We start from the raw sequence: 14,913 nt of genomic DNA on the forward strand, positions 1-14,913 counted from the left end.
TGTATTAAGTTTTCCGACTACGCTCCTTTCCATTCCCGAATCATGTCCTTTTCAAACGGACAATTCTTATTTTACTGTATTTTCTAGTCAAAGGTCAATTACATTTCCTTTACAAGAAAAAAGCATAGGGTGTGACCCCTATGCTTATTATATGATGAAATTACATTCCGAGTGTTTCTTCGACGACCTTTACAACTTGATTGACGTATTTTTCGCAATCATCCTTCGTCGGTGCCTCAACCATGATTCGAACAACTGGCTCTGTACCAGAAGGTCGAACTAACACACGACCTTTATCTCCTAATTCCGCTTCGACGCGGTCGATTTCTTGTTTGATCGTTTCGTTGTCCGTCACGGCGTGTTTATCAGTCACGCGGACGTTTTTAAGCTCTTGTGGGAACTTTTTAATATCGTCGGCTAGCTCTGATAATGATTTATCGGTTTCTTGGATGACATTAACTAGCTGTAAAGCCGATAACATGCCATCACCTGTTGTGTTATGGTCTAAGAAAATGATGTGGCCGGATTGCTCGCCACCAAGGTTGTATCCGGACTTACGCATCTCTTCCATAACATAACGGTCGCCGACTTTCGTTTTCACCGTTTTTATATCTAATTGATCGAAAGCACGGTATAAACCGATATTACTCATTACGGTTGTTACAACTGTATCTTGCTTTAGGCGACCTTGGTTTTTGTAAAAACGGCCGCAAATATACATAATTTTATCGCCATCGATAATATTTCCTTTTTCATCAACAGCAATTAAGCGGTCACCATCACCGTCAAAGGCTAAGCCGATATCGGCGCCTTGTTCGACCACAGTTTCTCTAAGTTTTTCTGGGTTGGTTGAACCGTAGCCATCATTAATATTAAGGCCATCCGGTGATGCACCAATCGCAAAAATATCAGCTTCTAAATCAGCAAATAAGTGTGACGCTAATGGAGATGTAGCACCATGTGCACAGTCTAGGACGATTTTGACACCTTCAAAGTCCTGATCAATCGTCTGTTTTAGGTGTTGTAAATATTTTTGGCCGCCTTCGTAGTAATCCATTACTTGGCCAACATCTGCACCAACCGGGCGAGGTAATTCATCTGATTCAGCATCTAAGTATTGTTCAATTTCGTCTTCTTGCTCATCTAACAATTTAAACCCATCAGAACCAAAAAATTTTATTCCGTTGTCCTCAACCGGATTATGTGAAGCTGAGATCATAACACCAGCCTGTGCGCCTGATGCTTTCGTTAAATAAGCGACTCCAGGGGTCGAAATAACGCCAAGGCGCATCACTTCTACGCCTACTGATAGGATACCAGCAACTAAAGCGCCTTCTAACATTTCTCCAGATACTCTTGTGTCTCTCCCAACTAGAATTCTAGGCTTTTCTGTTGCATCTTTTGTTAACACGTATGCACCACAACGGCCAAGTTGATATGCTAATTCTGGTGTTAGTTCTGTATTGGCTATGCCTCGGACACCATCTGTACCGAAATATTTACCCATATTTTTTCGCTCCTTTATCTCTTCCATTGTCACGATTTACTCGATTCGTACACGTACCTGTTCTCTATTGGTACGCCAACGGATATCTTCTGGTGCTTCAACTTGAATATTTGCGAAGACTTCACCTTCAACTGTTTCAGATACATCAATCCAAACACGAATATCATCTTCTGTTAAGTCTTCTAAGTCTTCTGCCTTTCCAATCGTTGTTATGTCGATTGTTGCTTCCTCCGGCTCAAGGAACACAATCTCACGGTCTTCTCTTAAATTCTCAACTTCTATTTCCATATCGGACAACTCACGCTCGTCCGCTTCTGTTACAACCACTTCTACGCCGACAGATTCCGGCTCTATTTTTCGGATATCAGTTGGCACATCAAGCTCTGTCTCAAACTCTGTTGTCTCTGTTATATCGGATAAGTTAATCATCACAGGTGATAGTTGATTAATCTCATTTAACCTTTCTTCTTGTCCATAAATGGTTGCTGTAACAGGTGTTAAATTAATAGATTCCAATACTAAATTATCGTCTAGTTCCCCAACGGTATCATGTGATAGCGGGAAGCGCTTGTCCTGAACGGATACATCTGCTTCTATCGTTACCGTTGAAGGATTAATAAATACATTTAATTCATTACCTTGAGGATCATAGACTTTAACTGGAATACTTCTTGCAATGCCATCTTCTGCTAAGTCATTAAACTCGACAATGGCTTTAACCATTCCAATTTGATCAATTTCTGTTTTAGGTCCAGTAATTTCTACTTCCTCTGGGGTAATGGTCGGCGTTGATGCAAACACCTCACTCATGTCCGTTCCATCTTGACCGACAAAATCAAGCTCGACCGGCCTCGTTACACTTGAACGCTCCTCAATGGTTACTTCAATCGTTTGAGGCTCTATGTAGACCCCTAATTGACTCGACATACCTCGATGTTGAACATCCACTTCATGCGTTCCAGGTTCAAGGTCATTTAAATCAATAAATACATCAAAATTCCGTTGTCTAACGGCTTGTGTGACAGAACTAACAGGACCTTCAACCGTCACCTCTACCGTATCAGGCACTCCACGTACGACATAGCGTTCTTCTTCCAGTTCAACTTGGAGGGGGACATTTTCCATCGTTTCCGCCTCGTCAGAACCTGATGGGAACAGAAATGCCTGATCGGAATCTTGTGAATTAGCATCATCTAACGCCACTGTTAAATACAATAACAACGCCAAAAATAACGATACAATTCGTGTGAACCACGGGCTTTTAATCCATTTATCCATTGTTCTTTCCCCTCCAGTTCCACGACTTATTCGAGTCTAAATTGGAGTGAAGTTCTTTCATCAGCATTTTTCTTAAATCCTCTTCTTCAAGACGGCGGTGCAGCTCGCCATTTTTCGTTGCTGAAATCATGCCCGTCTCTTCAGATACAACAATTGTAAATGCATCTGTTACTTCGCTAATCCCCATCGCTGCTCGGTGACGGGTCCCAAGTTCCTTCGAAATAAACGGGCTTTCGCTTAACGGTAAGTAACAGGCTGCCGCAACAATTTCATCGTCCTTTATGATAACCGCTCCATCATGTAGGGGTGCGTTTGGCATGAAAATATTCGTTAGAAGCTGACTCGTTAATCTACCATTCACATCAGTACCTGTTTCAACATATTCACTCATGCCGGTATCACGCTCAATGGTGATTAATGCACCGATCCGGCGTTTAGACATGTATTTACAAGCACTAATGATTGACTCAATCGTATCATTAATTGCTTTTTCCTGGGAATAGGAATGTCTGGCAAAAAGACTTCCACGCCCCAGCTGTTCTAAAGCGCGGCGGATTTCCGGCTGGAACAAGATAATTACCGCAAGGAAACCCCAATCAATCGCTTGTAGGACTAACCATTGTACGGTAGCTAATTCCAGTACGGAACTGAAAAACCAAATCGCTAGGACGACAAAAATTCCCTTCAATAATTGAACGGCTTTTGTTCCACGGATTAATGTGAATAATTTATATATAACAAACCAGACAACTGCTATGTCTACGATAATTTTTAATATATCAATCAGGCTTTGATCTTGCCACACGTATGACACACCCTTACGCTTGAATTTCACTCTTGTCTATATCAATTAAACTTTAAATTTACGCCAATATTTTCCCATCATAATTATAGCATACTTTTAAGCTTGTTCCGTAGCAAAAAATAAACGTTTAGCAGAGTTTTCTACTAAACGTTTATGGCGTAACGAATGTCATAAAGCTTTTGATTTCATTTTCAGCTTTGTGGTAAATCCAGTGCACATATTGATCAATCTCAACAACTTTTCCTTCTACATGATGGTTGTATTTATTAAATTGATCACCATGGTGAATTGTATGGTCAATAACTTGGCTATTTACTAGGGTCAAATTACCTCTTATTTGACCTTCTAGCACTACTTCTGCATTCCGAACAATAAAATCGCCTTCTATGATTTCACCTTCAGGGATAATGACTCGGTCCCCTTGCGTAACAACACCTTCATGTTTTGATAGTGACATTTGTTGATTCGAATGATAATTCATTAAGGTAGAGATAAATAACATGATAAAAAATGCCACCGCTGCTGAGATCATAGGGTGCTCTTTAACAATCTTCCGCCCTCGTTTGAACCTCGAATCCTTTGGCAATTGAGCCATAATATTGCACTTTAAATCAGAAGGAACTTCGACATCTTTTATATCAGAAAGCTTTTGATCTACTCGTTTTAATTCCTGGTAGTGTTTTTGGCACGCACGACAGGACATAATATGATGTTTTAAATTAATCTCTTCTTCATAAGTTAATTCATGGTTTAAATAATGATGTAACTCATCCTCGAAAACTTGGTTACACGCCATCTAATCAACTCCTATTGACCTCAACCAGTTTTTCTCTTAACGCTTCTCGACCTCGGTGTAGATGCGTTTTCACGGTACCAACAGGTAAGTCTAAAACTTCAGCAATCTCTTGTAAAGATAAATCCCTTACGTAACGTAAAACAATTACGGAACGATATTTGGTAGGTAAAGTAAGTAAAACTTCTTGAATCGTTTCGTTTAATTCTTTTGTCTCAAACCTTTCCTCCGGGGTTTTTTCTTCACTATTTATTTGGTCTAATAAGGTTTGCTGTTGGTCTTCTCGAACTGGTTGGTCTAGAATATGGATTGGTTTCTTTTTTCTCATCCAATCTATGGATAAATTAGTTGCGATCCGATAAAGCCATGGTGAGAATTTATTTTTCTTCTTAAAGGTTTGGATGTTTGTATACGCACGGACAAACGTCTCCTGCGTCATTTCCTGAGCATCGTGATGATTACCTAGCATTCGATAACAATGTTGATAGATCGCATGTTGATAGTTATCAATAATTTCACCGAAAGCTTCATGGTTACCCTTTTTGACTTGTTTAATCAACTGATTCAACCTAAAATCCATATCAGTTCCCCCGCAAAATGCGGTCATGCTTAAATACGAATGATTCCACTAAAAGGTTTCAAAAAATTTATAGAAGCATGACACATTATAATCTCACCCTATTATACTTGAAATTTGGAAAAATAAAATTTGAATTCAAAATATTGTCATAAAAAATGATCTTTGGTGGAGTTTTAATTTAGAAAATAACGACTCTATTCCCGGAATGATGGGGTTTATTCTCGAAATGACAGGTTCTATTTTCGGAAAGGAATATTCTATTTCCGATATGTTATGTTCAATTCCCGAAAAGCGCTGTCCAATTCCCGATAAGTCAGTCTCTATTCCGGAAAAAAAAGTGTCCAATTCCAGAATATTAATCTGATCATAGAAAAAAGCCAAAGCGCCTTAAATTTACACTTTGGCTTTTATGAATGCTTATAAATATTTCTCACCGTATAACGCAGCAATCATATCGGCTGCCACAACAGCGGTCTTATTTTGATCATCTAATAGTGGGTTAACTTCCACTACTTCAGCAGAAGTAATGATTCCGGAATCGTGCAGTGTCTTCATAGCATAAAGCGTCTCACGGTACGATGGGCCACCTTCTATCGGTGTTCCGGTTCCTGGAGTAAACTGAGGATCGATTCCATCAACATCCAGGCTTAAATGAACACCATCTGTCCGTTCACGAAGGTATTCAACTGCCTCTTTCATTACGTGACTCATACCTAATGTCTCAATGTCATGCATCGTATACACGCGGATTCCTTTTTCACGAATTAATTTGCGTTCACCTTCATCGATAGACCTCGCGCCAATAATAACGATGTTTTCAGGTTTTACTTTAGGACCTTGTCCATTAATAGAGGTTAGACGCTTATGTCCTAAGCCAATACTTGCTGCTAAGGACATTCCATGTATATTTCCTGAGGGTGACGTCTCATTTGTATTGAGATCAGGGTGGGCATCATACCAGATAACACCCATTTCTTTATAATAAGGTGCAACACCAGCAATACTACCAATTGCGATGCTGTGGTCCCCACCTAATATTAGTGGAACCTCACCTTGTTTTTTTACTTCATTTAATTTATTTGCAATTTGTTCATTGCCTTCTGCTACTTGCTCTAAATTCTTCAAATTTGTTTTGGGGTCTTTTTGATCAGTTCCTGACTTTGGGACGTCTAGGTTGCCATAATCATAAAAATTCACACCTAAAGATTCTAATCGATTATGTAAACCGGCATATCTAATAGCATCAGGGCCTAAATCGACTCCCATATTTGGTTGGGCTATTGTTATTGGAGCTCCAATGATTGCTAATTTTTTATTCATTGCTTTTCCCTCCATCCAAACTCATTTTATCCATTACGCTTATATTGGTTCAACTGAACAAAAACATGAATAAATATGCAATTTTGCAAACGTTTTCAAAAAAGGGTTTATAACTTCTAATTAGAACTTAATGGTAGGAGGGTTAATTATGATAACTAATAGAATAAAACAAATCATTGAACGTGCTGAGCATGAAGCCAACTACCACTGTTTACTACCAGAACATCTACTATTAGCCTTTATCCAAGAAAAAAGCGGCCCTTTTGCGGATACTTTTTTAAGGCTAGAAACTAATGCTGACCAAATCAGACAACTATTACCCCATACGTTTGAAGCTGCGGAAAATGAACAGATTTACTCTATCCCAATTACAGAGACGGTCAAAAATATTACCAACCAAGCTTGGCAATATATGAAACATTACAATCAAACAGTACTGAATGAAGGGCATTTACTCAAAGCATTAATAAAATCTAACAGTGTCCATCATCTGTTGTCTCAAAAAGACGCTCTACTTCTTTTAGAACTAGGCACCACATCACGGGATTTAATTGTTCATTTACGACACTATGACAAAAAGGCATCTAATGACAACATTATTCGTGTCAATAAACTATGGGAAGAGCTATTGAAAGAATACATATCAAAACACTTCGGGCAAGGATGGCTCGATACGATCAATAGTGGTCTAAAACAAAAACTACCTAACATTTATATATTTGTAAAAGGTGATAACATTTTAGGTTTTGCCTGCTTTGACACCTTTGAAGATTTGAAGGGATACTTTGGACCCATGGGGGTTGCACAACATCAGCGCCAAAAAGGAATAGGTTCTGCTCTTCTTCACCATTGCTTATATGAAATGAAACAAATCGGATATGAATATGCAATTATAGGTGGTGCTGGCCCTATTGAATTTTATGAGAAAGAATGTGGTGCAAAAGTTATTCCTAAATAAAAAAAGTTGCCCCCCGATTAAGCAGAGAACAACTTTGGTAACTGATATGGTGGAGCCTAGCGGGATCGAACCGCTGACCTCCTGCGTGCAAAGCAGGCGCTCTCCCAGCTGAGCTAAGGCCCCTTCAGTTAGATTATGTAATGGTGAGCCATGGAGGATTCGAACCTCCGACCCTCTGATTAAAAGTCAGATGCTCTGCCAACTGAGCTAATGGCTCTAATTATGTTAGATCAAGATCGTCAAATGCTCGTCGCGTTGCAAGTTAGTTCGGCGATGCCCGCGCTCCTCGCAGAAACCTACAAGGATGTCTAATCAATGATGTTTACGGTTTTGCTCTGCCAACTGAGCTAATGGCTCTAAATTATATGACTAATTAAGCCATATTCTTGTGCTTACAATCAAAATTTATCCATAAAAAAATAAAATGGCTGGGCCAGCTGGATTCGAACCAGCGCATGACGGTACCAAAAACCGTTGCCTTACCGCTTGGCTATGGCCCAATCATTTTAATAAATGGTGGAGGGGGAGAGATTCGAACTCCCGAACCCTGAGGGAGCGGATTTACAGTCCGCCGCGTTTAGCCACTTCGCTACCCCTCCATGATTGGTGGTGCCGGCCGAGGGACTCGAACCCCCAACCTACTGATTACAAGTCAGTTGCTCTGCCAGATTGAGCCAGGCCGGCTAGTATCCAATTTAAATGGTGGAGGATGGCGGGCTCGAACCACCGACCCCTTGCTTGTAAGGCAAGTGCTCTCCCAGCTGAGCTAATCCTCCTCAAAAATGGTGACCCGTACGGGACTCGAACCCGTGTTACCGCCGTGAAAGGGCGGTGTCTTAACCGCTTGACCAACGGGCCAATCTATTTTCAAAACGTGACCTGTCCAAATCGGACATTTTTTATTATATATAGATTTAAACATCTTGTAAAGGATGGATTTACATTCGAAATTTTAAGACTACTTTTCTCCATCCTGTAAATAAAAAACCTCATTTCCTAAAATAATCAAAATAAATTATTATTTTTTTAAAAATCTTGTAACAGTTGATATAAGCACTGTTACAACAGTTTTTACCCCACTATTTTCCAACCTCTTTCGTTGACATTCCATCAAACTCTTATTAACCTTATAAGCATCTGTTAATTTTGTTTAATTTTTTCTTAATAAAATTAACAAATTATAGATACTTAATAACCTCAATTTTGAAAGGAGGTTACGATGAAGGTTTCAGTTGAAAAAGAGTCTTATCAAGTTGAAGGCATTCTGTTTGATAAGGATGGGACGATTATTGACTTCTATTCCATATGGGGTAAATGGGGTCAGGATATTACTGAGGATATAAGCAACCAACTCAGTGAATCTATTCACCTCAACCCTGAAGACATGGCTAAAGTAATTGGTTTATATCTGAATGAAAACTCTTGGGATCCTAAAGGGCCTTTGGCTATTAGTGGAACAAGTGAGTTAATAACGATACTTTCGCATTATTTGTATCAAAGAAACATTCCTTGGAATGATGCTTATACTTATGTGACGAAAAGTTTCGAAGCAATCAGTGCCAACCTCGATTGGTCTCAATACATAAAGCCAATTGACGGTATTACCGAATTCATAAAGGATGCTCATCAAGCCGGTTTAAAAATGGCTGTTGTAACATCTGACTCAACTGACGAAGCTAAACGTCATTTAGACTTACTTAATCTTAGATCATACTTTGATTTTGTGATTGGGCATGACCACGTTGAACGTGGAAAACCTTTCCGTGACATGGCTGATATAGCCTGTCAACAACTCGGCATAGAAAACCATCAAGCATTAATGTTTGGTGATTCAAATGGTGATATGAAACTTGTTCATAATGCTGGTTTACAGGCTGGGATTGGATTATCAGCCCATGAAGATCATTCACATTTAGAGGATGCTAACCTCGTGATTCAAAATTACCGAGGTTGCAATATATAAAATACATTAATAGAGGGGAGAAATTAAGATGAAAAAGTTAATAACGACTACTTTGATCATCTCAGCTATGTTAGTTTTAGCTGCATGTGGTGACTCAGGCTCAGACGGTGAGCCATTACAAGTTTACACACATAACGATTCAGAAGAAATGGACGCAATGGTTCAAGACATTGAGGAAAATACAGGTGTAGAACTAGATGTTCTACGTTTGTCTAGTGGTGAAGGCTGGAGTCGTATCCAAGCTGAAGCACCTGATGTAGGGGCAGACATGCAAATTGGTATGCTCCATGGTTTTGGTATTAAAGCAGAGGAAGAAGGTCACTTATTACCTTATGAATCTGATGAGTGGGAAGATGTACCAGATAAGTTCCAACAAAAAGACGGTGAGTGGTACGGAACATCTTTCTGGTATAACTTAATTGCCGTTAACGAAGATATTATGAAAGAAAAAGGGTTAGATGTTCCACAAACTTGGGAAGATCTACTAGACCCTCAATATGAAGGTGAAATTGTCCTACCAGACCCAGGTACTTCTGGTACAGCTTTCTTATTTGTATCAACTATTATGCAGATCATGGGTGAAGAAGAAGGTTGGGAGTACTTTGAACAACTAGATGAAAATGTTGGACAATATACGAAATCAGGATCTGCTCCAGCTCAAATGGTTGCACAAGGTGAATATGCTGTCGGTTTAACTTGGGACCAAGCTGTTTACGATTATATTGATGAAGGATACCCAATAACTGATGTTATACCTTCTGAAGGTGTTGGCTATAGTCTTGACGTTGCTTGGATTTTCGAGAACACTGACCAACCAGAAAAAGCTAAAAAAGTTATGGACTACTTAGGTACTCAAGACTTTATGGAGCTATCAGCTGAGTATCGTTCAATGGTAACGAAGCCGGGGATTACAGATGATTCAGGACTAGAAGAAAGTTTCATAGATTATGATGCACAATGGGACGCGGATAACCGTGATCGCATTATGAAAGAATGGCAAGACAAATTTTCAAACTAAAGTATTTAGACCAGCGTAAATTACGCTGGTCTACCTATATAGTCTACAACTGAGGTGATTTTGTTTGAGTAATGAAGCATCGAGACAATCAAGGACAGCTAAACTTGCATCAGACTTACGCCAATTTTGGTCTGAGCCTTGGTTTGCTATTCTAACGATGATTCTAGCAGGTGCGATTCTATTATTTATCGTTACCCCCGTATTTGCCGTTTTATATAAAAGTTTTGGCATGGATGCTAGCGGTTTTACCTTGGATTACTACCGAGAATTTTTCTCAAGGACTTACTATTTTGATTCTATGATGAATAGTTTAGGTGCTGCCGTTATATCCACCATCATCGTTGTTATTTTAAGCGTAAGCATTTCTTTGTATGTTACGAGATCAACAAGTTTTGTTTCTAGATTCTACAGAGGTGCCGCTTTATTACCTCTTGTTGCACCACCATTTATCTTTTCACTATCTTTAATCATTCTGTTTGGTAGAAACGGAATTGTGACATCCGTTATTAACAGTACGTTTGACGTCGAATTCAGTATTTATGGATTTTGGGGTGTTGTAATCGCTCAGGTACTTGGGTACTTTCCAATTGGTTATATGCTAGTTGAGAGCACTATGCGCAATATGAATCCAAGCCTTGAGCATGCTTCAAGTGACCTTGGAGCTTCACAGTGGAAAACCATTAGAAAAGTAACTCTTCCTTTATCGCAAACAGGTATTACAAAAGCTGGACTACTTGTATTCGTCATGGCTTTAGCTGACTTTTCTAACCCTTTAATCATAGGTGGGGGCGAGCCTTTCTTAGCTTCAGAAGCTTATTTGCTCGTTGTCGGTCAGCAAAATTTAGAACAAGCTGCTGTGTTAGGGGTATTTTTAATTGTCCCAAGTTTGATCATTTTTATCTTTCAAACTTACATTTTAGATGATTCTGGCTTAGAGACGATTAGCGGAGAATCTGGTGCTAGTAATGCTCCACTTTCACGTAGAGTGAAAACTGTCGTGATGACCATCAATACACTATTCGTATCTTTTATTATATTAATGTTTGTCATGGTTGTCTTAGGTGCATTTGTTAAGATTATTGGAATTAACAACACCTTTACACTTGAACACTTCCAAAACAGAAATGGTTGGGACTCACTATACACAAGTGTATTTGTTTCCTTTGTCGCTGCAATTCTAGCTGCCACTATCGGTATGCTACAAGGATATCTATTTGCTAGAAAACCTATTCCAGGCAAAAAAGCTTTAGAATTCCTGACACTTTTCGGACTAGCCGTACCAGGTACGGTCATGGGGATTGGTTATGTACTGATCTTTAATGGTTCACCATTTTTCCTAACAGGTACTGTTTTATTAATTGTATTAAACATGACGTTTAGAAAAATTGGTGTCGGCTTAGAGGCGAGTATTAGTAAAATGCATCAAATTGATACATCTATGGAAGAAGCCTCTAGCGATTTAGGATCTGGCCCTTACCGAACATTCGGCAAAGTTGTTGTTCCATTACTGAGCCCTGCTTTTATTGCAGGTTTTATATACACATTTATGACAGCTATGGTATCAATTAGTTCCGTCATTTTCTTAATTGCACCTGGGACAAATCTAGCAGCGGTTTATATTTTAAACCTAGCAGAACAAGCGCGAGTTGGAATGGCCTCAGCTATGTCATTTGTTTTAATCGTCATTGTCCTATCTTGTATGGGATTACTTAAGTATATCGAGAAGAAAACAGGTGTCAGTATTTAATCAAGCATAAGGAGTGAGTTTACTTGAGTGGACACGAAAACTTTTTAAAACTAAGTCATCTTTATAAATACTTTGGTGACGTCAAAGCTGTTAATGATATTTCAATTGATATTGAACAAGGTGAACTAATTTCATTCATTGGCCCTAGTGGTTGCGGTAAAACGACCTTACTTAGAATTGTTGGTGGCTTTCATAAGCAAGATCAAGGCTCTATTACACTCGATGACCAGGCAATCGATCAGCTACCGCCAGAGCAACGTCCTACAGGAATGGTGTTTCAAAACTACGCGCTATTTCCACATATGACCGTTTATAAAAACGTTGAATACGGTCTTAAGATTGAAAAGGTTGATAAAGCTGAGCGTGAAAAACGTATTAAAGAGGCTTTAGCTCAAGTGCAATTAGAAGGCTATGAAGAACGAAAACCAAGTGAATTAAGTGGTGGACAACAGCAACGTGTCGCTATTGCGCGCTGCTTAGTGTTAAAGCCTAAAGTTCTACTACTAGATGAACCATTATCTAACTTAGACGCTAATCTACGAATGATCATGCGTGAAGAGATTCGCCGTTTAAAAGAAGAACTAAACTTAACGATTATTTTCGTAACGCATGACCAAGAAGAAGCACTTAGTATTTCAGACCGTGTGATTGTACTTAAAGATGGAACTGTTCAGCAATTAGATCGCCCTGACAATATCTATAACGAACCAAGTAACGAATTTGTTGCCAACTTTGTAGGACATGCTAACATCTTAAGCGGTAATTTGGCCGAGGTTGATGGTGATACTTACTTTAAAACTGGTAAGTTTAGTTTTAAAGTTGAACAACCTTCTAACACCACGAATCAGGACGTAAAAGCCGTTATAAGGCCCGAAAGAATTAAACTAGACCCAGAAGGTCAGCTAGAAGGAAAAATTGCTAGAATCGTTTATAACGGCAATTTCACACGGTATTTCGTTGATATTCAAGGTGAAGAGATTATGGTAGATGATTTTAACGCACATGGTTTAGGTAGTTATCAACGCAACGATCAGATTAAACTCTCATTTCCAGATCAACCACACTATATTTTAGAGGAGGATGTTCAGTGAAGAAAGGTTTAATCATTACACTGTTAACAGTATTCGCTTTAGTTTTTACTATTTCTATGACGACAAGTGCTGAGGAAAATGCAGATGAAACGTATCAAACAGACTTAGATATTGTTTCTTATAATGTCTATTTAATGTCAAGTACGTTATACCCTAATTGGGGGCAGTCACAACGAGCTGATTTAATTGGACAGGCTGATTTCATGTCGGGTCAAGATGTGATCATTCTAAATGAATTATTTGATAACAGTTCAGCTGAACAACTGTTAGGTCACTTACAAGGTGAATACCCATACCAAACACCAATTTTAGGGAGCACAACTTCAGGGTGGGATGACACTAGAGGAAGTTATTCTTATGTTGTGCCTGAAAATGGTGGTGTATCTGTAGTTAGTAAATGGCCGATTGAAGAACAGATTCAATACGTTTTCAGTGAAGCTTGTGGACCGGAGAGTATGAGTAATAAAGGTTTTGTTTACACAAAGATTATGAAAGATGGAGATCCTTATCACATTATTGGCACGCACATGCAGTCTACGGACTCTAACTGCTCAGATGGTGAACCAGCAGAAGTTAGAAGTGCTCAAATGGCAGAAATGAACCAATTTATTGATGATAAAGGTATTCCTCGTTCTGAGATGTTAATCATCGGAGGAGATCTAAACGTCATTAAAGATTCTGCAGAATATGATGCTATGTTAAACCAATTAAATGTAAGTGAACCACAATATACAGGTTTTGACGCAACTTGGGACCCTGAGACAAATTCAATTGCAAACTACAACTATCCAGATTTAGGATCTCAATATCTAGATTACATTTTCGTTTCTAACAATCATAAACAACCAGAATCTATGACACTAGAAGCGAGAGATGTGAAATCACCTTATTGGTCGGTCACTTCTTGGGGAACGACTTATGAATACAATGATTACTCAGATCATTACCCTGTTTTTAGTGAAATTTTAAATTAAAGCAGAAAAAAATCGCCGCTTTCGTTATAATCGAAAGTAAGGCGATTTTTTTATGAATAGAATCAGTGATTCTAACGGTTTAACGCAAACGTTAATTGAATGGGGGATTAGTAAAATGTATTTACTTTTATTCACCATAGTTTATATTGTGACAACACATATTTTGAATTTGGGGGATCTTTTAGCTTTAGGAATTTACATAATAGGATTAAGCATCATTAAAGGACTGCTTAGTGAGGAATTAGAAAATGTCTTTAATATAAAGAGAACTAAGTTTTTGTACAGTTATAACGGATTTAAAAACTCTCTTATGGAACTTTTGTCATTAATAATCGTTTTTATTAATTTTTATCTAATTGATTATGTACCTTTCTCTTTTCTCGAATTTATTTATCTCTTTTTTGTTATAACAGTTTTATACCGTTTTCTTTTTTGGGGTATAACCAGAACAATAAGAAATAGAGTCTATATAAAAGGGGCTTAGGAAATCCTAAGCCCCTTATGTATTTAATTGAATTGTTTTAATGGAGCTTCCAAGCGGACTCGAACCGCTGACCCCTTCCTTACCATGGAAGTGCTCTACCGACTGAGCTATGGAAGCCTTTAAATAAAAAAATGGCTCCAGCGGCAGGATTCGAACCTGCGACTAACCGGTTAACAGCCGGTGGCTCTACCACTGAGCTACGCTGGAATGTGTCTTAAAACTATATTCTTTTATAGTATAACTTACTTTTGAATATAAAAAAATTAAAATACCTTCATATTTTAATTAAAATGCCCGGCAGCGTCCTACTCTCACAGGGGAAACACCCCAATTACCATCGGCGCTAGAGAGCTTAACTGCTGTGTTCGGCATGGGAACAGGTGTGACCTCTCTGC

General features: G+C 38.7%; 13 protein-coding genes, 9 tRNA genes and 1 rRNA gene. 7 read left to right on the forward strand and 16 right to left on the reverse strand.

Annotation, left to right across the window (positions count from 1 at the left end; genetic code table 11):
• Positions 1 to 160: 160 nt before the first annotated feature.
• The 6 genes from glmM to rocF all read right to left on the reverse strand — a co-directional run bounded on the left by glmM (position 161) and on the right by rocF (position 6,283).
• Positions 161 to 1,507, reverse strand: a complete 1,347-nt coding sequence (gene glmM, locus EDC24_RS09750) for a phosphoglucosamine mutase (protein WP_124222048.1) — start codon at positions 1,505 to 1,507, stop codon at positions 161 to 163.
• A 36-nt stretch (positions 1,508 to 1,543) separates the two neighbouring features.
• Positions 1,544 to 2,785 carry a CdaR family protein gene (locus tag EDC24_RS09755; RefSeq protein ID WP_124222050.1) on the reverse strand — a complete coding sequence of 414 codons (1,242 nt, stop codon included), beginning with the start codon at positions 2,783 to 2,785 and terminating at the stop codon, positions 1,544 to 1,546.
• Positions 2,778 to 3,590 (reverse strand): diadenylate cyclase CdaA, encoded by an 813-nt coding sequence (gene cdaA, locus EDC24_RS09760; protein ID WP_124222052.1) that lies wholly within the window; start codon positions 3,588 to 3,590, stop codon positions 2,778 to 2,780. Before cdaA ends, EDC24_RS09755 begins: the two co-directional genes overlap by 8 nt.
• 151 nt (positions 3,591 to 3,741) lie before the next feature.
• Positions 3,742 to 4,386 carry a zf-HC2 domain-containing protein gene (locus EDC24_RS09765; RefSeq protein WP_124222054.1) on the reverse strand — a complete coding sequence of 215 codons (645 nt, stop codon included), beginning with the start codon at positions 4,384 to 4,386 and terminating at the stop codon, positions 3,742 to 3,744.
• A 4-nt stretch (positions 4,387 to 4,390) separates the two neighbouring features.
• Complete coding sequence (gene sigW / locus EDC24_RS09770) at positions 4,391 to 4,963, reverse strand: RNA polymerase sigma factor SigW (protein ID WP_124222056.1); 573 nt, start codon at positions 4,961 to 4,963, stop codon at positions 4,391 to 4,393.
• 417 nt (positions 4,964 to 5,380) lie between these two features.
• Positions 5,381 to 6,283: an arginase gene (gene rocF / locus EDC24_RS09775; protein WP_124222058.1), complete on the reverse strand. Its 903-nt coding sequence runs from the start codon at positions 6,281 to 6,283 to the stop codon at positions 5,381 to 5,383.
• A gap of 148 nt (positions 6,284 to 6,431) precedes the next feature.
• Between rocF and EDC24_RS09780 the strand changes: the two genes are divergently transcribed.
• Positions 6,432 to 7,241 carry a GNAT family N-acetyltransferase gene (locus EDC24_RS09780; protein ID WP_170158539.1) on the forward strand — a complete coding sequence of 270 codons (810 nt, stop codon included), beginning with the start codon at positions 6,432 to 6,434 and terminating at the stop codon, positions 7,239 to 7,241.
• Between the two features lie 47 nt (positions 7,242 to 7,288).
• Here EDC24_RS09780 and EDC24_RS09785 read toward each other — a convergent pair.
• The 7 genes from EDC24_RS09785 to EDC24_RS09815 all read right to left on the reverse strand — a co-directional run bounded on the left by EDC24_RS09785 (position 7,289) and on the right by EDC24_RS09815 (position 8,099).
• A tRNA-Ala gene (locus tag EDC24_RS09785) sits at positions 7,289 to 7,364 on the reverse strand.
• Positions 7,365 to 7,382: 18 nt separating this feature from the next.
• A tRNA-Lys gene (locus EDC24_RS09790) sits at positions 7,383 to 7,458 on the reverse strand.
• Between the two features lie 208 nt (positions 7,459 to 7,666).
• Positions 7,667 to 7,741: transfer RNA gene (locus EDC24_RS09795), tRNA-Gln, on the reverse strand.
• Between the two features lie 14 nt (positions 7,742 to 7,755).
• Positions 7,756 to 7,840, reverse strand: a tRNA-Tyr gene (locus tag EDC24_RS09800).
• An 8-nt stretch (positions 7,841 to 7,848) separates the two neighbouring features.
• A tRNA-Thr gene (locus EDC24_RS09805) sits at positions 7,849 to 7,925 on the reverse strand.
• 16 nt (positions 7,926 to 7,941) lie between these two features.
• Positions 7,942 to 8,017: transfer RNA gene (locus EDC24_RS09810), tRNA-Val, on the reverse strand.
• 7 nt (positions 8,018 to 8,024) lie between these two features.
• Positions 8,025 to 8,099, reverse strand: a tRNA-Glu gene (locus EDC24_RS09815).
• Between the two features lie 361 nt (positions 8,100 to 8,460).
• Here EDC24_RS09815 and EDC24_RS09820 point away from each other — a divergent pair.
• The 6 genes from EDC24_RS09820 to EDC24_RS09845 all read left to right on the forward strand — a co-directional run bounded on the left by EDC24_RS09820 (position 8,461) and on the right by EDC24_RS09845 (position 14,518).
• The gene (locus EDC24_RS09820; protein ID WP_124222061.1) at positions 8,461 to 9,204 is read left to right on the forward strand and encodes an HAD family hydrolase; all 744 of its coding nucleotides are present in this window, start codon (positions 8,461 to 8,463) and stop codon (positions 9,202 to 9,204) included.
• A 28-nt stretch (positions 9,205 to 9,232) separates the two neighbouring features.
• Positions 9,233 to 10,222 (forward strand): ABC transporter substrate-binding protein, encoded by a 990-nt coding sequence (locus EDC24_RS09825; RefSeq protein WP_124222063.1) that lies wholly within the window; start codon positions 9,233 to 9,235, stop codon positions 10,220 to 10,222.
• Between the two features lie 64 nt (positions 10,223 to 10,286).
• The gene (locus tag EDC24_RS09830; protein WP_124222064.1) at positions 10,287 to 11,969 is read left to right on the forward strand and encodes an ABC transporter permease; all 1,683 of its coding nucleotides are present in this window, start codon (positions 10,287 to 10,289) and stop codon (positions 11,967 to 11,969) included.
• Positions 11,970 to 11,992: 23 nt separating this feature from the next.
• Positions 11,993 to 13,060 carry an ABC transporter ATP-binding protein gene (locus tag EDC24_RS09835; protein WP_124222066.1) on the forward strand — a complete coding sequence of 356 codons (1,068 nt, stop codon included), beginning with the start codon at positions 11,993 to 11,995 and terminating at the stop codon, positions 13,058 to 13,060.
• Positions 13,057 to 14,034 carry a sphingomyelin phosphodiesterase gene (gene sph / locus EDC24_RS09840; RefSeq protein WP_245998093.1) on the forward strand — a complete coding sequence of 326 codons (978 nt, stop codon included), beginning with the start codon at positions 13,057 to 13,059 and terminating at the stop codon, positions 14,032 to 14,034. The genes EDC24_RS09835 and sph overlap by 4 nt, the downstream gene beginning before the upstream one ends.
• A 52-nt stretch (positions 14,035 to 14,086) precedes the next feature.
• A complete protein-coding gene (locus EDC24_RS09845) occupies positions 14,087 to 14,518 on the forward strand; it encodes a hypothetical protein (RefSeq protein WP_124222068.1) in 432 nt (143 codons plus the stop codon).
• A 41-nt stretch (positions 14,519 to 14,559) separates the two neighbouring features.
• Here the strand turns inward: EDC24_RS09845 and EDC24_RS09850 are convergent.
• The 3 genes from EDC24_RS09850 to rrf all read right to left on the reverse strand — a co-directional run.
• Positions 14,560 to 14,635, reverse strand: a tRNA-Thr gene (locus EDC24_RS09850).
• A 15-nt stretch (positions 14,636 to 14,650) separates the two neighbouring features.
• Positions 14,651 to 14,725, reverse strand: a tRNA-Asn gene (locus EDC24_RS09855).
• Positions 14,726 to 14,810: 85 nt separating this feature from the next.
• Positions 14,811 to 14,913, reverse strand: a 5S ribosomal RNA gene (gene rrf / locus EDC24_RS09860); the annotation flags it as partial.

The sequence above is a fragment of the Aquisalibacillus elongatus genome (genome assembly GCF_003843875.1).
Classification (GTDB): Bacteria; Bacillota; Bacilli; order Bacillales; family Alkalibacillaceae; genus Aquisalibacillus; species Aquisalibacillus elongatus.